The sequence below is a fragment of the Cognaticolwellia mytili genome (assembly GCF_002104475.1).
Lineage (GTDB): Bacteria > Pseudomonadota > Gammaproteobacteria > Enterobacterales > Alteromonadaceae > Cognaticolwellia > Cognaticolwellia mytili.
The window spans coordinates 115,044-132,231 of the sequence record NZ_NBOF01000003.1 but is presented as its reverse complement, the minus strand read 5'-3'; the positions used below and the strand labels follow the sequence as shown (position 1 = coordinate 132,231).

15 protein-coding genes are annotated in these 17,188 nt (G+C 39.7%); 11 read left to right on the top strand and 4 right to left on the bottom strand.

Annotated elements, in window-relative coordinates:
- Window positions 1-148: 148 nt before the first annotated feature.
- A complete protein-coding gene (miaA, locus tag B7C41_RS10190; protein WP_085298831.1) occupies window positions 149-1,057 on the top strand; it encodes a tRNA (adenosine(37)-N6)-dimethylallyltransferase MiaA in 909 nt (302 codons plus the stop codon).
- 131 nt (window positions 1,058-1,188) lie between these two features.
- On the opposite strand, the gene exaC is transcribed toward miaA, so the two are convergent.
- Window positions 1,189-2,709: an acetaldehyde dehydrogenase ExaC gene (gene exaC, locus B7C41_RS10185; protein ID WP_085298830.1), complete on the bottom strand. Its 1,521-nt coding sequence runs from the start codon at window positions 2,707-2,709 to the stop codon at window positions 1,189-1,191.
- A 115-nt stretch (window positions 2,710-2,824) separates the two neighbouring features.
- Here exaC and B7C41_RS10180 point away from each other — a divergent pair, with 115 nt between their 5' ends.
- Window positions 2,825-3,739: an AraC family transcriptional regulator gene (locus B7C41_RS10180; protein WP_328590785.1), complete on the top strand. Its 915-nt coding sequence runs from the start codon at window positions 2,825-2,827 to the stop codon at window positions 3,737-3,739.
- Between the two features lie 27 nt (window positions 3,740-3,766).
- Here the strand turns inward: B7C41_RS10180 and hrpB are convergent, their stop codons facing one another.
- Window positions 3,767-6,343 (bottom strand): ATP-dependent helicase HrpB, encoded by a 2,577-nt coding sequence (gene hrpB / locus B7C41_RS10175; RefSeq protein ID WP_085298828.1) that lies wholly within the window; start codon window positions 6,341-6,343, stop codon window positions 3,767-3,769.
- 113 nt (window positions 6,344-6,456) lie between these two features.
- Between hrpB and thpR the strand changes: the two genes are divergently transcribed.
- Complete coding sequence (gene thpR, locus B7C41_RS10170; RefSeq protein ID WP_085298827.1) at window positions 6,457-7,056, top strand: RNA 2',3'-cyclic phosphodiesterase; 600 nt, start codon at window positions 6,457-6,459, stop codon at window positions 7,054-7,056.
- Window positions 7,057-7,167: 111 nt separating this feature from the next.
- Complete coding sequence (locus B7C41_RS10165; protein WP_085298826.1) at window positions 7,168-7,578, top strand: hypothetical protein; 411 nt, start codon at window positions 7,168-7,170, stop codon at window positions 7,576-7,578.
- A 154-nt stretch (window positions 7,579-7,732) separates the two neighbouring features.
- Here B7C41_RS10165 and pepB read toward each other — a convergent pair whose 3' ends face one another.
- Window positions 7,733-9,040 (bottom strand): aminopeptidase PepB, encoded by a 1,308-nt coding sequence (pepB, locus tag B7C41_RS10160; RefSeq protein WP_085298825.1) that lies wholly within the window; start codon window positions 9,038-9,040, stop codon window positions 7,733-7,735.
- A 107-nt stretch (window positions 9,041-9,147) separates the two neighbouring features.
- Here pepB and sfsA point away from each other — a divergent pair, with 107 nt between their 5' ends.
- The 7 genes from sfsA to panC all read left to right on the top strand — a co-directional run bounded on the left by sfsA (window position 9,148) and on the right by panC (window position 15,354).
- Window positions 9,148-9,873, top strand: coding sequence for a DNA/RNA nuclease SfsA (sfsA, locus tag B7C41_RS10155; RefSeq protein WP_085298824.1), 726 nt, complete (start codon window positions 9,148-9,150; stop codon window positions 9,871-9,873).
- Between the two features lie 298 nt (window positions 9,874-10,171).
- The gene (gene dksA, locus B7C41_RS10150; RefSeq protein WP_085298823.1) at window positions 10,172-10,612 is read left to right on the top strand and encodes an RNA polymerase-binding protein DksA; all 441 of its coding nucleotides are present in this window, start codon (window positions 10,172-10,174) and stop codon (window positions 10,610-10,612) included.
- A gap of 76 nt (window positions 10,613-10,688) precedes the next feature.
- On the top strand, window positions 10,689-11,591 hold the full coding sequence (gene gluQRS / locus B7C41_RS10145; protein WP_407919559.1) for a tRNA glutamyl-Q(34) synthetase GluQRS: 903 nt from the start codon (window positions 10,689-10,691) through the stop codon (window positions 11,589-11,591).
- Between the two features lie 87 nt (window positions 11,592-11,678).
- A complete protein-coding gene (gene pcnB, locus B7C41_RS10140; RefSeq protein WP_085298822.1) occupies window positions 11,679-13,130 on the top strand; it encodes a polynucleotide adenylyltransferase PcnB in 1,452 nt (483 codons plus the stop codon).
- Window positions 13,130-13,621 (top strand): 2-amino-4-hydroxy-6-hydroxymethyldihydropteridine diphosphokinase, encoded by a 492-nt coding sequence (folK, locus tag B7C41_RS10135; RefSeq protein WP_085298821.1) that lies wholly within the window; start codon window positions 13,130-13,132, stop codon window positions 13,619-13,621. The genes pcnB and folK overlap by 1 nt, the downstream gene beginning before the upstream one ends.
- Before the next feature lie 58 nt (window positions 13,622-13,679).
- The gene (gene panB / locus B7C41_RS10130; protein WP_085298820.1) at window positions 13,680-14,474 is read left to right on the top strand and encodes a 3-methyl-2-oxobutanoate hydroxymethyltransferase; all 795 of its coding nucleotides are present in this window, start codon (window positions 13,680-13,682) and stop codon (window positions 14,472-14,474) included.
- Between the two features lie 34 nt (window positions 14,475-14,508).
- Window positions 14,509-15,354: a pantoate--beta-alanine ligase gene (panC, locus tag B7C41_RS10125; RefSeq protein WP_085299436.1), complete on the top strand. Its 846-nt coding sequence runs from the start codon at window positions 14,509-14,511 to the stop codon at window positions 15,352-15,354.
- Between the two features lie 126 nt (window positions 15,355-15,480).
- On the opposite strand, the gene panP is transcribed toward panC, so the two are convergent.
- Window positions 15,481-17,124, bottom strand: a complete 1,644-nt coding sequence (gene panP / locus B7C41_RS10120; protein WP_085298819.1) for a pyridoxal-dependent aspartate 1-decarboxylase PanP — start codon at window positions 17,122-17,124, stop codon at window positions 15,481-15,483.
- Window positions 17,125-17,188: the final 64 nt, after the last annotated feature.

Here is a 17,188-nt window from a genome sequence, read left to right as displayed (position 1 = left end):
ATATACCCAAACTACGTGAGAATGCAGTTTAAGAGTTTTTCAAGTGGCTTGGCTATGTATTTATTAAATTATTCACAACAAACAAGCATCAACAATTATTTAGCGATATAATATTAGCTTCTTTTTTAAGTAAATATTTAGGTTAATTATGTCCGCATATAATATGTTAGTTGTACTTGGTTCAACGGCATCTGGAAAAACAAAACTTGCGGTAGAATTAGCCAAAATGCTCAACGGTGAAATTATCTCTGCTGATTCAAGGCAGGTATATCGCGGTTTAGATATTGGTAGTGGTAAAGATCTCGATGAGTACCAAGAAATCGAACATCATCTTATCGATATTGTCGACCCTGGTTATGAGTATAGTATTTTCGACTTCCAAAAAGATGTTATTGGCGCTTACCAAAAAATCACCAACAAAAAAAAACTCGCTATTATGGCTGGCGGCTCAGCACTTTATGTTGACTCCATTTTAAAAGGCTATCGTTTAGTTGAAGTACCTGAAAATGTAGCATTGAGAGCTTCGCTATCAACACTTTCTCATGAGACCTTAGTCAGTAAGTTGTTAACACTTAAGCCTAACTTACATAACACTACTGATGTTATTGAACGTGACAGATTGGTGCGAGCAATTGAAATTGCTCAAGGTGAGTTGGACGCAAAAGATGAAATTAATGATTTTCCAGCACTTAAACCGCTTATTTTTGCTATTAAATGGCCAAGAGAAGTCATTCGTCAGCGGATCACTGAGCGTTTGAAAGTGAGGATGGAGCAAGGCCTGATAGAAGAAGTAGCCCATTTACATAGCCAAGGAGTAAGTTGGGAAACTTTATATTTTTATGGTCTAGAATATCGATTTATTGCCCAACATTTACAAGGGCAGTTAACTAAAAATGATTGTTTTCAAAAACTCAACTCTGCAATTCATCAGTTTTCTAAAAAACAGGATACGTGGCTACGTCGACTAGAGCGAAACGGCAGCAAAGTTCATTGGCTTGATGGCGAAAAAAATATATTGTCACAAGCGATGGCGGTAATCGCACAAGTAGGCAAATAGCTTTAAATTAGCTATCCAAAATCACGATGTAAAGTGACTTTCTAAAGTGTCACCATTCAACTAGATCATAAAAAATAAGAACGACCATTAGCGATCGTTCTTATTACTGTAATCTAAATTTAAAAACTAAGTTAGAAAAAACCTAATGGATTAACGTCATAACTCACTAATAAGTTTTTCGTTTGCTGGTAATGCTCTAACGCCATTTTATGGGTTTCACGGCCAACACCTGATTTTTTGTAACCACCAAAGGCAGCATGTGCAGGATACATGTGATAACAGTTAGTCCAAACTCGACCTGCTTGTATTTTACGCCCCATACGATAGGCTAAATTCATATCTCTAGTCCATACGCCAGCACCTAAACCAAACTCAGAGCTATTGGCGAGCTCAAGTACTTCGGCTTCATCTTTAAAAGTCGACAATGAGATAACAGGACCAAAAATCTCCTCTTGGAAGACTCGCATATCATTAGTGCCCTTCAACAAAGTCGGCTGAATATAAAAACCATTTTCATGATCGCCGTCTAACGCTTCAACTTCTCCACCTAGCAACACTTCCGCACCTTCATCACGGCCAATAGCAATATAGCGCATGATTTTATCAAATTGCTCTTTAGATGCTTGCGCACCCACCATAGTTTCCGTATCTAATGGATTACCACGAACAATGGATTTAGAGCGTTCAATGACTTTTTCAATAAACTGTGGGTATATATCTTCGTGTACAAAGACTCGCGATGGACACGTACAGACTTCACCTTGGTTAAAATAAGCTAAAACCATGCCTTCAATACATTTACTCAAGTATTCGTCTTCTTGGTCCATCACATCTTTAAAAAATATGTTCGGTGACTTACCACCAAGTTCAACGGTAGAAGGAATAATGTTTTCAGCAGCACATTTTAAAATGTGAGAGCCAACAGGTGTTGAGCCAGTAAAGGCTATTTTGGCAATGCGAGTGCTGCTAGCTAGTGCCTGCCCAGCTTCTTTACCAAAACCATTGACAATGTTTAACGCGCCAGCGGGTAGTATGTCGCCAATAAGTTCAGCCAAAACTAAAATGGATGCCGGTGTTTGTTCAGCAGGTTTTAATACTACACAATTACCTGCCGCTAATGCCGGCGCTAATTTCCACGCAGCCATCAGTATTGGGAAGTTCCAAGGAATAATTTGCCCAACGACACCTAAAGGCTCGTGAAAATGATAAGAAACTGTATTCTCATCAAGATCGCCTATCGAACCTTCTTGCGAGCGTAAACAACCGGCAAAATATCTGAAATGATCAACTGCTAGCGGAATGTCAGCAGCTAGTGTTTCTCGCACAGCTTTACCGTTGTCCCAAGTTTCTGCTACCGCCAAATACTCTAGATTCTGTTCTATACGGTCAGCAATTTTTAATAAAATATTTGAACGTTCAGTAACTGAAGCACTGCCCCATGCGTCTTTTACTTTATGAGCGGCATCAAGCGCAAGCTCAATATCCTTTTCATTTGAACGTGGAATTTGGCAAAACACTTGCCCGTTGACAGGACTAATATTGTCGAAGTACTGGCCGTCACATGGCTCAACCCATTGACCACCGATAAAATTTTGATAGCGTGGTTTAAAACTAATTAAGGCACCATCAGTACCTGGAGCTGCATATATCATAGACTTTCCTTTAGTTGTATTTTTAGTCAATTGCTATTACCTTAGTAGATTAAAAAAATTTAACTATGCAATAAGTTCAAAAAAGTTGACTGCCAGTACATATAAAAAGGGCTTGATGATGATTAAGGAAGTGTTAGCAAAGCAGCGGAAAAACCCGCAAGTTTTAGTTGAAAACAAAATTAGCTTTGCAGGACCAGAAACCGAGTTGAGTATTTACGATACTTTTGAGCAAGCCAACCGAGTGCAATTAAGATCCGATCAGCTTTTATTTTGTGGCATGGTAACGGGGAAAAAGATTATGCATGATGACAACACTCGTTACGAAAGTGAGTTTCTGCCGCACGAATCTTTTGTTATGGCTCCTAATCACCAAGTAGAAATTGATTTTCCAGTTGCGAATATAGAACACCCCACGACCTGCTTAGCCATTGAAATATCACTTGAGCGCATCAACAAAATTGTTAACAGCATTGAGCAACAAACGCCATTGAATCAAGTTTACGGCCAATGGCAATATCATCAACATTTAGTGCACACACATCACAATGCTCAAACTCAAGGGTTACTGAATCGAATAGTACAAATTTACACTGAAAATCATCAAGACAGAAATTATATGATTGACTTGGCCATTTCAGAATTAACTGTGCGTTTATTGCGTCATCAAACCCGTGATTTCATTATGTCTCATAGTGAAAAAACGCCTGATAGCAACGGCTTAAATGCCGCTATTCATTTTATTAATCAGCATCTAGCGGCGAATTTAAATATTGAAGAGTTATGTAAAATAGCTTGTATGAGCCGGACAAAGTTTTTTCATCAATTTCGAATTCATTTGGGTTGTAGCCCAGCGGTATATCAACAGCAAATTCGCTTAAAAAAAGCGGCAAGCATGATCAAAAAAGGCCATCAAATAACGCAAGTTTGCTTTGAACTGGGTTATAACAACGCCAGTCACTTTAGCCGCTGCTTTAAACAATTTTTTAATCTTAGTCCCAGTGCTTATAAGAATCGGCATTTAAGTAGTTAAGCCTTTATTCCATAAATATTCAAATACTTAAACATTAAGGTGTCGCTTAGTTTTTCTCGTTGCTTCTGCATTAGCAGGATCATCCGGCCAATAATGTCGCGGATATTGTGCTTTCATATCTTTTTGTACCGCACGATAACTCCCCTGCCAAAATGCCACTAAATCTTGTGTTACTTGAATAGGACGCTTCGCAGGCGATAGTATTTCAATAACTAATGGAATTTGACTTTTATTCGCCCTATCCCCTACAGAAGGTGTTTCCGTCACACCATATAGCTCTTGCATCGGTAGGGAAACAATCGGTGCTTGCTCTAAACTATAGCGAATAACGCACTTACGCTTAGTTGGCCCAACAAAAAATGTCGGGGCGACTTGTTTAAACACCTGCTGCTGTTGGTAGCTTAATTGGTTAAGCAACACTTCTGAAAAATTAAGCTTATCAAGCTGATTTTTAGTTGTAATATCGGCTAAATAAGGTCCTAACCATTGCTCTAAATTGTTTAATAAAAACTGCTCGCCCACCTCAGGAAAATCTAAATGACTTTGCGTGCTATTTACCCAACGCCAACGTAACAAAAGTTGCTGACTGTCGGTATCAAACTTCAACCAATTAAGACCTTTCTTACGTATTTGTTGACACCAACAGTCAACAAGTAACTCTGGCGATATTTTTTGTGAACTATTTTCGTCTTTAATCACCAATGCACCAATCACCGACTGCTGACCCGAAATAATACGGTTGAGCTGATTATCAAACTTTAAGTGCGTTCTACTGGTCGTATTAACCACTCCCCAAGCGATTGCTTGTAGTAAATCAAACTCTGCTGCTAATGCGATACTGAGCGTATGTTGCCGTTGAAATAATTGCGCAGCAATAATATAGTTTTCTCCCGCCAAGGCATCGGCTTCATTCATCACTACGCCTTTACCGTAGGCAGTTAAGTAGTGCCCTTGGTTATTTCTCTGTTTTGCTATTCGTTCTGGATAGGCGTGCACTAGTATTAAACCACAATATTGAATAGGCAAATCTCCCCCAAGAGTACACAGCTTGTCTGCCGAATGAGTTTGCCGAATATTTTGAGTGCCTTGCTGACGTGCTAAACGAAAAAAGCGCTGAGCTTGTTGAATAATACGTTGATGATTGCCTCTTTTGGGCTGCTGACAAAGTTGTATAACGCGATGCGCAATATCACAATCATCGCTGCGCTGCTGCGCATTAAAAATATCGCGTTCTTCTAATAACGCAGCAAGTAAGCAAGCTAATGACAATAAGTGGCTAATATCTTGTTGCCGCTCTAGCTGTTGCGCACTTAGCAACATTTTTGCAAATCTTGGGTGACAAGGAAAAACGCTTACTTGTTTGCCGTCATGCGTTAAATTTTTGTTTTCTGAAAGCAAACCTAAATCAATCAACTCCTGCCAAGCAAGCTGTTCATGCTTACCATCAGGCATTTCTATCATCGGTAGTTGTGAGCAATCACTTGCTCCCCATCTTGCCAACTCCATCAACATAGGTAACAAATCAGCCTGTTGAATTTCACTAACGCTTTGTTCATTTCTGCGCTGAAAGTCATCTTTGCTAAATAAACGGATACAATGACCGGCTTGTAATCGCCCTGCTCGGCCAGTACGTTGAATGGCTGATGCTTTGGCAATAGCTCGCTGCGTGAGCTTATTGGTCAATGTTTGATTATCATAGATGGCGACATTTTCTAAACCAGAGTCGATGACTAAATCGACGCCTTCTATGGTTAAGCTGGTTTCTGCAATATTGGTTGCCAGCACGAGTTTATTCTTACCGTTTTGTGCAGGGGCAATGGCTTGCTGTTGCTCGCTAAGCGATAAGTCACCGTAAAGAGGGCATAACAACATCGACTCAGGCATAAAAGTTGATAACTGCTCAGCTAAATAACGGATATCACCAGTGCCCGGTAAAAATACTAATATTGAGCCTTGATGGGAATTAACCACTGATTTTAAAGCCGATAAAGCATGTTCACGCCATAGTCGGGCATTGGTAGGTGCCTGGTAACTAGTTTCAACAGGAAAGCTTCGCCCCTGACTTTCAAGGCAAACCGCTTCTGGCAACTTTTGTTTTATGGTATCTGTTGCTAGCGTTGCCGACATCAGCAGAATTTTCAAGTCATCTCGTAGACCTAATTGCACATCTCGGGTCAAGGCAAATGCAAGATCAGCATTAAGTGAGCGCTCATGAAATTCATCAAACACTATCAGCCCACAATTAGACAACTCAGCATCATGCTGAATAATCTGCGTTAAAATCCCTTCAGTTATCACTTCTAGCCGGGTGCTTTTCGATACTTTACTTTCATTTCGTAAGCGATACCCAACAGTCTCACCAACCTTCTCACCCAACTGTGACGCAAGATAACAGGCAATATTTTTAGCAGCAATGCGTCGAGGCTGAAGCAAATATATTTTTTCTCCAGCTAAACAATCTAATGCTAGTAACCACAAAGGCAACTGAGTGGACTTACCCGCACCTGGAGGCGCCGTTAATAATAAGGTATTGTGTTGTTTTAACGTTGAAATAACATCGTCTTTGATATTATCAATTGGCAACTTTCTAGCCGATAGCGTCATAATTTACTGGATATCACATTAGGTTTTATGGTTTCAATGGCGCTAATATTACCATAGCTATACGCAAACTACTTGAGGGCGAAACCTCAGTCATAAAGTGAAGTCGAATAAATATGAATAAAAGAATGTTTATCGCCTTGGATATAGCAACTACAGACAAATCAGCAATTGCACTTTGGCGTGAACAACACTTATCGCTGCCTTTTAAAATAATTCCACAGCAAAACTTCCATATAACCTTAGCTTTTTTGGGCGTAATTAGTAAAAAGCAGCAAAATGATATAACAAACATTATCAGTGAAAAGTATGTCGATATTAAGCAACGGCTTAGTAACTTTTTACAAGGTAACTACACGAATACAGACGCCTTAAAATTAACACTGCCACAGCTGGGACATTTTAACAAAGCACAAGTATTACACTTAATGCCTGCATCTTCTCCTGACTGGTTATCTTACCTAGAAAAAGTCATCACCGAGGTATGTCAGCAAAGTGAGATATTACTCGATAGCAGGGCTTACAAACCTCATTTAAGCTTATATCGTAAAGCAAAAACCCCCTTAGCATTGCCTGAGCCATTATTGCTAAACACTAAATTTCCGAATGGCTTTTGCCATCAACTCAGCATCAAGAGTTTTAGTTTGTATCATTCATGCTCAAGCGTTTCAGGTGCCACTTACCTCCCCATTCACACTTGGAAGCTAAATTATTAACTGTTGATTTTTATATTAATTTAAACTTGAAAAAATAGAAAAACCTGCTTACTTGGCAAGTGATTAAAATACTGCTATTTATTGTCACCCCGTTTGAAAAGGAGTTGGAGAATGGATACGTCAGTTAAAGGAGAATACTCGATTGCATCGCAGTCGAACATTTTGCAGGTAGATGCATTTGGCCCATTTAATAATAGTGTAACAGAGCAGTACATTGACGATATGTATCAGGCTTGCGAGCAATTTTCTAGTGAGCCATGGGGCTTACTCATTTCCTTTCACGGCAATAGCGTGTTTTCACCTGAAGCTGAAGCAGCACTAATTAAGGTCAATAGATACCGCGTTGAACATGGCTTAATTGCCAGTGCTAGCGTACTTATTGATAGCAGTACCGCCGATATTCAACAATTACAACTACGCCGAATTTACCAAGCCTGTAATATTACTTTTTACGTGTTTAGCGATGTTGGTAGTGCAAAATCTTGGTTAGAACAATACTTACTTCAAGCTCGCACAGGCTAATTACTCTCACCCTTTAAATTTAAAAAATCATCGCCATTCATTCACATCCCTGTGATCATGGCATACGCTCTTCCTGAATATAAAAAAACTGAAAAACTCTCAGCTTTTTTATCGAGTAAATTTCATTCTAGTTACGTTAACTAGAATGAAGTTACTATTCACCTGAAATTAAATCAGCAATAGTGGCAATACCAAGCCCTGTTGCGCCCGCAGCCCATAGGCTTGACTCGCTGGCATTATAAGCTGCGGCTAAATCAAAATGTAACCAACCCGCGCCGTCATTAGGGACAAAGCGAGATAAGAATCCAGCTGCATTGCTCGCGCCACCGGCACCACCACCTTTTTGCGTACGGCTATTGGCAGTATCAGCAAATACTGATGAACATTTATCTTGATGCCAAGGCTCTAAAGGGAATTGCCATAAAGGCTCTGCCGTTACCTGTGCAGCCGTTTGTGCTTTAGCTACAGTATTATTATCCAGTGAAAATAATGCAGAATAATCGCCACCAGTTGCCATGACGGCCGCTCCAGTTAATGTCGCTGCGTCAATAATTAGTGGCGCACCGGTAGCACCTGCCGCCATTAAACCATCAGCTAGAACAATACGCCCCTCTGCGTCAGTATTAGCCACTTCACAAGTCACGCCATTTTTATAAGTGATGATGTCACCTAATTTATAGGCATCATTACTTATCATGTTTTCAGCACAACAAAGATACAATTTTACGCGTTGTGTTAAACCTTGCTTAATCGCTAGCGCCAATGCTCCTGCAACAACCGCAGCACCGCCCATATCGCATTTCATATCAAACATTCCAGCACTGGTTTTAATACTGTAACCGCCACTGTCAAAGGTAATACCTTTACCGACTAAACAAGCAGCTACTTGCGTGCTTTCATCATTACTTGGGTTAAAATCTAACTCAAGTAAACAAGGCTCATTAACACTACCTTTGCCAACATTATATATACCCATCCACTGTTCAGCTTTTAGTGCGTCACCTTGAATAAGGCGAGTATTTACATGCTCTGGGGCTAATTCTGTAATGTAATCAGTAGTAAGTTCAGCCAACTTCAACGGATATAATTCTGCAGGTGTTTGGTTAGTTAAATCACGACTCCAAGCGTACACCGACAGCTTATTATTCAACTTTTCAACTAATGCTACGTCTCCACAAAAACTAATATTTTCTAACTTACCAACACAACTAAAGCCCAAAGCAAACGCCCATTGACTTGCTTCGTTCCAGCCTTCACCTGTTAGCGAGGCATGCGAAATTCCAAGTTTTTCTATTTTACGTGCTGCAGCCTGAATTTTTCTTAACGGGTAACTAGCATCTTTTGGTAAATACACCGCGATCTTATCATCAACTATTTGCACGGTTTTATCTTGTTGCCAACCTGTCGATAGATTATTTTCGCTTAACGTTATAGATACAGAAGCAGAATGCGTTGTTGTCATGTTCTCGCCTTTAGATTTAATTTAACTTAATTAATGTTAGTAACAAGAGTTTACACCATGAAGGCAACTATTTAACCTATACGCATAATTTATCTCTGGCTGAAATCATGAATTTAACTTTACAACCTAGCACCCTGATTAAGCGCTATAAACGTTTCTTAGCCGATGTAACCGTGATAGACGATACGTCGAGTAGCGATAAAAAAGTAACGATGCACTGTGCCAATACCGGTGCAATGACTGGATGTGCTATACCTGGCGACATTGTCTGGTATAGCACTTCAGATAATCTGAAGCGTAAATATCCCAATAGTTGGGAGATCACTTATACTCAAGCTAAGCATTGGATATGTGTCAATACGATTAGAGCTAACCAGCTAACCGAAGAAGCGCTCAACAATGATTTAATTAACCAGTTTTTATCGCATTCTAAACTAAAGCGCGAGGTTAAATATGGTGAAGAAAACAGTAAAATAGATTTTCAACTTTATGATAAAGCGGGGCGAGAAACTTATATTGAAGTGAAAAGTGTCACTTTACTAGAAGACGAACAAGGCTATTTTCCAGATGCCGTTACTGAACGTGGGCAAAAGCATTTACGAGAATTAATTGCCATGACAGCCTTAGGACATAGAGCCGTTTTACTGTTCGCAGTGTTACATAGTGGCATAAATAGCGTAAAGCCTGCTGAACATATCGACCCTAAATATGCACAGCTACTACGAAAAGCTCAACAGCAAGGCGTAGAAATTCTAGCTTATAAAGCAAGTTTTTCGAATGAAAAACAAAACTTCTCTATCAGCTTAGACACCCAAGTCGCGGTTATTTTATAATCAATGGCTATAAATTTAACGTAATAAGCTGTAATAAAGATTGACGGCATGCCTATAAACTTGCTAAAAAAGCTTGCTCATATTTTATTGCCATGGTGGATAAAGTTAATCGGTAAAGTATTATTTTTAACTTTTATTCGTTTTTTATAAAATTAGCCTTGAATTTCATACTGACCAGCACAATATTAAGTGCAATATTTTAGGTCAATTTAGATTGGCAGTTGCAACCAAACGATGAAGTTACAATGAAGTAACTATTTTTCATCAGTTTAGGTCTAGTAGCATTAGGAGAATTAGCATGCCAAAAAACAAAGCATTAGGTATTTTAGCATTAGCGGGTGTTGAACCATACGTTGAGAAGCCTAACGAAGAATACATGAACGATGAGCAACTAGAACATTTTAAAAAAATTCTAGAAGCTTGGCGTGATCAATTACGTGAAGAAGTTGATCGTACAGTGACCCATATGCAGGATGAAGCGGCAAACTTTCCAGATCCGGTTGATCGCGCAGCGCAAGAAGAAGAATTTAGTCTTGAATTACGTACTCGAGATCGTGAGCGTAAGCTAATCAAGAAAATTGAAAAAACCCTTCAACTGATTGAAGAAGATGAATTCGGTTTTTGCAAATCGTGTGGTATTGAGATTGGCATTCGCCGCTTAGAGGCACGCCCAACGGCTGACCTTTGTATCGAATGTAAAACACTACAAGAAATCAAAGAACGTCAATTAGCAGGTTAAGCTACTATTTATACTCGTTACCAGTCGAAATGTTATTTCAACATTTATAAGCGCTTTGAATGGTAACGAGTATACAATGATAGATATGAAATCTTTGCGATTACGACACCATCAAGAGTATCGTGGTCGCTTTGCTCCCTCTCCTTCAGGTTTATTACACTTTGGCTCTTTAATCGCCGCTCTCGCTAGTTATTTAGATGCTAAGCATAACCATGGTCAATGGTTAGTTAGAATTGAAGATATTGATCCTCCTAGAGAAAAGTTAGGCGCCAGTGCCGAAATACTAAATACCTTAGAAAGCTATGGCTTGAATTGGGACGAAGACGTTCTTTATCAAAGCCAGCAAAGCAGCCTTTATCTGGAAGTTCTAGCTAGCCTAAAACAGCAAAAATTAAGCTATCACTGTGCTTGTAGCCGAGCGAAAATTAAAGCCGACGGCGGCGTATATCAAGGCCATTGTCGTAAGCTAGACTTGGCAGCAAACAATAATGCCACTAGGGTCATTAATGCGGTAGCGACTTCTCAATATCACGACTTAATTCAAGGTGAAGTAAGCTGTGATAAAAAACTTGCCGGTGAAGATTTTATTGTCCGCAGAAAAGATAACTTATTTGCCTACCAGTTAGCCGTTGTTGTTGACGATATTTATCAAGGTATTAGCCACATTATACGGGGTTGCGACTTATTAGAGCCAACAGCTAGGCAATTAAGTTTTTATCAAATACTTAATCACCCAGCACCAACATTTGGCCATTTTCCTTTGGCAATAACGGATGAAGGTTATAAGTTAAGTAAACAAAATAATGCCCCCGCCATTGATGCAAAGAATCCTATACCATCATTAATCGCTGCATTAAGCTTTCTTGGTCAGCAGCCTCCTACCGAGTTGAATTATGCAAGTGTTGATGAGCTTTTAACGTGGGCAATAAGCCACTGGTCAATCAATAACGTGCCTAAATCACAAGAAATCGTTCTTTAAACTCTTCTTTATTAACAAACGTCGATTATTCACACTGTTTTCATTCTCTTTTAGCCTGCGCTGTTATATCATTGCGCGAGAAATTTTATGATAAAACTGGGGTCAACCATTATCAAAAGCGTGATCAACTTGTGTAAAAAAGTACTTGGAAAAACACGAAAGAGCCAATCGAAACAGCCATCATTTGACGAGCCAAAGATACTTTCTCGCGATCAACACCCTGTATCTAGAAAAAGCATAAGTCACAATGCCCTAAAAGTTTTATATCGCTTGAACTCTGGCGGCTACGACGCTTATTTAGTTGGCGGTGGTGTCCGTGATATTTTACTAGGTTTAGAACCAAAAGATTTTGATATTGCAACTAACGCAACACCAGAACAAATTAAATCGTTATTTCGTAACTGCCGTTTAATTGGTCGTCGTTTTCGCTTGGCCCATATCGTTTTTGGTCGAGAAATTATCGAAGTGGCTACTTTTCGTGGCCATCATGAAAATAGCGAAGAAAAAAATTGTCAGAAAACGTCAAAACAAAGTGAAGATGGCATGTTACTTCGCGACAATATTTACGGCAACATTGAAGAAGATGCTGAACGTCGCGACTTCACCATAAATGCGCTTTATTACTCAGCAAAAGACTTTAAAGTCTACGACTTTGCCAATGGCGTAGCTGACGTATACGCTAAACAAATTCGATTAATTGGTGATCCAGAAACTCGCTACCGTGAAGACCCTGTGCGGATGTTACGTGCGATTCGTTTTGCTACTAAATTGGATATGAATATTCAAGCCGACACGAAGGCGCCAATAAAAGAATTGGCGCCTCTAATGGCAAATATTCCGCCTGCGCGTTTATTTGAAGAATTCCTAAAATTATTCATGTCGGGTAAAGCATTAGATAATTTCCACCAATTGCGTGATTACAACCTTTTCCAATATTTTTTCCCTGCGGTTGACCAACAACTAAACCAACAGTCTCAAGTATACCTTGCTGACTTTATTTGTTTAGCGATGAAAAATACTGACCACAGAGTAAATACTGATCAACGTGTTACGCCAGCATTTTTGTTTGCCGCTATGCTTTGGTACCCAATGCAAGAGCAGATACAGCGCTTAAACAGTGACACGCAACTTACCCCACAAGACGCTTTCTTTGCTGCGTTAAGTGAAATTATGTCAGAGCAACAGCGTAGTATTGCCATTCCAAAACGCTTTCAAGCGGTAATGAAAGATATTTGGATATTACAGGACAAACTATCTCGACGTGAAGGAAAAAGAGCATTTAAAACCCTTGAGCATCCTAAATTTCGAGCCGGTTATGACTTTTTACTTTTGCGAGCAGAAATCGAAAGCGCAGGCAATCAAGATGCTGAAAAAACTTCATCATTACAAGAGTTAGCTAAGTGGTGGGGAGACTTCCAACACAGCAACGCCGAAACTCAACAAGTGATGATTAAGAGTGTTGGTCAAAGCAGAAGCGGTTCAAGAAGAACAACTCGTAAACGCAGAAAGCCACGTGCAGCGGCGGGTAATGAAGCGTAATGTCATTGGCCTATATCGGGTTAGGTAGTAACTTATCTGATCCACATGCACAAATAATTTCAGCACTAACCCAACTAGAGCAGTTAACAAACTGCTCAGTTACTCAAGTCTCATCATTATACTTCAGCCGCCCAATGGGCCCGCAAAACCAACCAGATTACATGAACGCTGTGGTTGCGCTCGAAACTATCTTAAGCCCTATTGAGTTACTTGATCAATTACAAAGCATTGAAAATGACGCCGGTCGAGTCCGTAAAGACAATCGCTGGGGTGCAAGAATATTAGATTTAGACATTTTATTGTTCAATGAAATGGTCATCAACAGTGAACGCTTAGTTGTGCCACATTATGGCTTAAAGCTACGTGAGTTTGTTTTACTGCCTTTAGCGGAAATTGCACCAAGTTTACTTTTACCTGATGGTACAAGTGTATTGCAACTGGCTAACCAGATTGAAAAAAATGGACTAAAAATTCATAGTAAATTGCGTTAGTATAACAACTCTAAAATTACTGATGCCCTGCTTAGCATCATAAACTATGGACAATACTATGGCTAAAATCACAACTGCCACCTTGAAGAAAATGAAACAACAAGGTGAAAAAATTACCACAATCACGGCTTATGACGCCAGTTTTGCGAAAATTTTCGATCAAGCAGGTATTCACGCCATATTAATCGGTGACTCATTAGGCATGGTGCTACAAGGCCATGATGATACATTACCTGTTGATATTGAACATATGGCTTACCATACGCAAAGCGTAAAGCGCGGTGTTGAAAATACACTGATTATTGCCGACATGCCATTTATGAGCTACGCAACCATTGAACAAGCCTACACGAACGCTGCCAAGCTTATGCAAGCAGGGGCAAGTATCGTCAAACTAGAAGGCGGACAATGGTTAGAAAGTACCATTAAAGGCCTAGTTGAACGCGGTATCCCTGTTTGCGCACACTTGGGCTTAACACCACAATCTGTCAATGTATTTGGTGGCTTTAAAGTACAAGGACGTGAAAGTGATAAAGCACAAGAAATGATTGAAAATGCAAAAGCACTAGAAGCGGCAGGCGCACAACTCTTGGTACTTGAATGTATTCCAAGTGGTTTAGGCAAAGCAATTACTGAAGCGGTTTCAATTCCAACAATTGGTATTGGTGCAGGTAAAGACACTGACGGACAAATATTAGTGATGCATGATGCCTTAGGTATTTCATGCAGTTACATGCCAAAATTTTCACGTAACTTTTTAATTGATACAGGTGATATTCAAAAGGCCATTGAGCTTTATATTACGGAAGTCAGTAATGGCAATTTCCCAGGCCCTGAACATATTTTTAAATAGTTATACCCAAGCTGAGTAGAAAAACAGTATGACAATGCAAACAACACAAGATATCGATACTTTACGCGCTACGATTAGTGCATGGCGTCAGCAAGGCCTTAAAATTGCTTTTGTGCCGACCATGGGTAACTTGCACCAAGGCCACATAACTTTAGTGGAAAAAGCTAAGTCTGTCGCTGACAAGGTGGTCGCGAGTATTTTTGTTAACCCAATGCAATTTGGCGCCAATGAAGATATCGACAACTACCCTAGAACCATGGCAGCCGACCAAGAAAAACTATTAGCTGCCGGTTGTGAATTATTGTTCACCCCAACACCAAGCATTATTTATCCTAAAGGTTTAGATAAGCAAAGTTATGTTGAAGTGCCTAATGTATCCGATGGCTATTGTGGTGAAAGTCGTCCAGGACATTTTCGCGGCGTATCAACCGTTGTTTGTAAGCTTTTCAATTTAGTACAACCTGATATCGCCTGCTTTGGTTTAAAAGATTACCAACAAGTGCAAGTAATTCAGACTATGGTTGAAGACTTGTCGATGCCGATTGAAATTATTCCAGTGGCAACGGTGCGAGAAGACAGTGGCTTAGCGCTAAGTTCACGTAATAACTACTTAACCGACGAAGAAAAGAAAATTGCCCCTGCCTTAGCTCAAAATATCCAATGGTTAGCAAAAGAAATAGTAAATAATAATGACTTTATTGGCTTAGCGAAACAAGCCGCGGACTACATAGACAACGCAGGGTTGAAAACTGACTATATTCATATTTGCCATGCTCGTACTCTACAGCCAGCAAGTGAAGACGATAAAGAGTTGGTCATTCTTGCTGCCGCACATTGCGGTAAAGCACGATTGATAGATAATTTGCAGGTATTTCTGTAGCTAGAAAAATAATTAAACAGTGAAGATGACAGACCTTTCATCCTGAACATAAAAGCTAACAACATTGTTATTAGCTTTTTTTATTACCATTAAATTTTGCTAGCATCAGCGCTAAGTCGCTTTAGACTATACGGTTTTAGCTTGGGCCATAGATAATAAGGTCGGTAAAAAGGTTTCACTTTCTTGTGCTAATAGCGTTTGTTCTGCTAACACATCCTGCAGGATTGTTTTTGTCGTTAACGGGTTTGCCAATACCACACGAAAAACCAAGGTTTTACGACCGTTATATTTTTGCACCTCTATACGAGTACGTGAAACAAACGACTTACCATTTTCACGCTGACGTTTTTGCACAAACTTAGTTAGCTTATCTAATAAACGATTAATACTTTCTTGCTCATCTTCGGCCGCTACAGCCAATAATGATTGCACGCTAGATGGATTATAACGATAAGTTAATAAGCACAATTCAGGTTGTGTGACCAACTCAAAATCTGCTTGTTGTTCAATTAACTGGGCAAAGTAATGTGCTTTTTCAATACTGGTATTAATTAACATTTCATAGCCAGGGCGGCTAATAACGTGCAACGCGGCATAAACCAACATTGCCATACCTGGGCGAGAACCTTCTAAGGTATGACTACCTAAATCTTTCGAGCCTTTACGTAGAATATATTCAGCATGATGTTCAATAGCAGCAACTGAAGCTGGATTTTTGAAAACCACCAAACCTGCGCCCATAGGTACATACATCTGCTTATGCGCATCAATAGTTACCGAATCAGCTAACTCAATGCCTTTTAAAAGCGGTCGATATTTATTTGATAATAGCGTTGCTCCGCCCCATGCAGCATCAACATGAAAATGTGCACCGTATTGCTGCGCTATTTCAGCCATTTTATCAAGCGGGTCAATATTGCCAGTTTCCGTCGTGCCAGCAACGCCTACTATGCTCAGTATGCGAATATTATCTTGTGCTAACTGTTCGCACTTAGCTTTAAGTAACTGACAATCAATTTTATTATTTTCATCTGTAGGAATAGCAATAACGCTATCTTGACCAATACCAAGTACATCAGCAGACTTTTTCAGTGAGTAATGACCACGATCAGACACTAAAATCGCTAAACCATCATATTGATAGTGTTTAAGCGCACTGTATAAACCTTCACGAGCGACACCGCGAAATTCACCATCAGGTCTTAATAAATTATTTCGTGCAACCCAGAGTGCGGTTAAGTTCGCGACAGTACCGCCAGAGCAAAATGCACCTAAGGAATGATTAGCACTGTGCATCCATTCTTGATAAAAAGGCTCGTCATCTTGATAAACTAATCGATGCATCATGCCTAGTACTTGACGTTCCATTGGCGTAAACGCCTTAGAAGTTTCAATTTTAACTAGATTTTGATTTAAACCGATCATCAACTTTGACAGCGGTAAAATAAAGTAAGGTAATGCAGAAGTCATATGTCCAATAAAGTTTGGACTAGAAGTGTGAACCGATTGCGACACTAATTTATCAAGCAAGTGGTGCATATGATCAGAAACAAACGCTGGATTTTCAGGAATTTGTGAACTAGCAAAATCTTTTTCAATTTCAGACAGTGCCTGTTCGGTCGCCGCAATGTGCTCACCAAGAAAACCCGCTAAATTTTGCGATATCTCATTCTCTATTCGACCTAATGTTGAATTAGGCGCAACTGGAATGGTAAAGATGCGATGTAAAGACTCTTCACTCGCTTTTGCAGCGCGTTTACTAACCGTCATACTTATTCACTATTTACTACTCACCCATAAGCAAGTTGTTTTACATAAGTGCGGCACTGTAATA

Coding starts and splice junctions, on each gene's coding strand:
- miaA (WP_085298831.1), top strand. CDS start 149: ATGTCCGCATATAATATGTTAGTTGTACTTGGTTCAACGGCATCTGGA.
- thpR (WP_085298827.1), top strand. CDS start 6,457: ATGAATAAAAGAATGTTTATCGCCTTGGATATAGCAACTACAGACAAA.
- pcnB (WP_085298822.1), top strand. CDS start 11,679: ATGATAAAACTGGGGTCAACCATTATCAAAAGCGTGATCAACTTGTGT.
- gluQRS (WP_407919559.1), top strand. CDS start 10,689: ATGATAGATATGAAATCTTTGCGATTACGACACCATCAAGAGTATCGT.
- B7C41_RS10165 (WP_085298826.1), top strand. CDS start 7,168: ATGGATACGTCAGTTAAAGGAGAATACTCGATTGCATCGCAGTCGAAC.
- panP (WP_085298819.1), bottom strand. CDS start 17,124: ATGACGGTTAGTAAACGCGCTGCAAAAGCGAGTGAAGAGTCTTTACAT.
- panB (WP_085298820.1), top strand. CDS start 13,680: ATGGCTAAAATCACAACTGCCACCTTGAAGAAAATGAAACAACAAGGT.
- exaC (WP_085298830.1), bottom strand. CDS start 2,709: ATGATATATGCAGCTCCAGGTACTGATGGTGCCTTAATTAGTTTTAAA.
- folK (WP_085298821.1), top strand. CDS start 13,130: ATGTCATTGGCCTATATCGGGTTAGGTAGTAACTTATCTGATCCACAT.
- panC (WP_085299436.1), top strand. CDS start 14,509: ATGCAAACAACACAAGATATCGATACTTTACGCGCTACGATTAGTGCA.
- pepB (WP_085298825.1), bottom strand. CDS start 9,040: ATGACAACAACGCATTCTGCTTCTGTATCTATAACGTTAAGCGAAAAT.
- sfsA (WP_085298824.1), top strand. CDS start 9,148: ATGAATTTAACTTTACAACCTAGCACCCTGATTAAGCGCTATAAACGT.
- B7C41_RS10180 (WP_328590785.1), top strand. CDS start 2,825: ATGATGATTAAGGAAGTGTTAGCAAAGCAGCGGAAAAACCCGCAAGTT.
- dksA (WP_085298823.1), top strand. CDS start 10,172: ATGCCAAAAAACAAAGCATTAGGTATTTTAGCATTAGCGGGTGTTGAA.
- hrpB (WP_085298828.1), bottom strand. CDS start 6,343: ATGACGCTATCGGCTAGAAAGTTGCCAATTGATAATATCAAAGACGAT.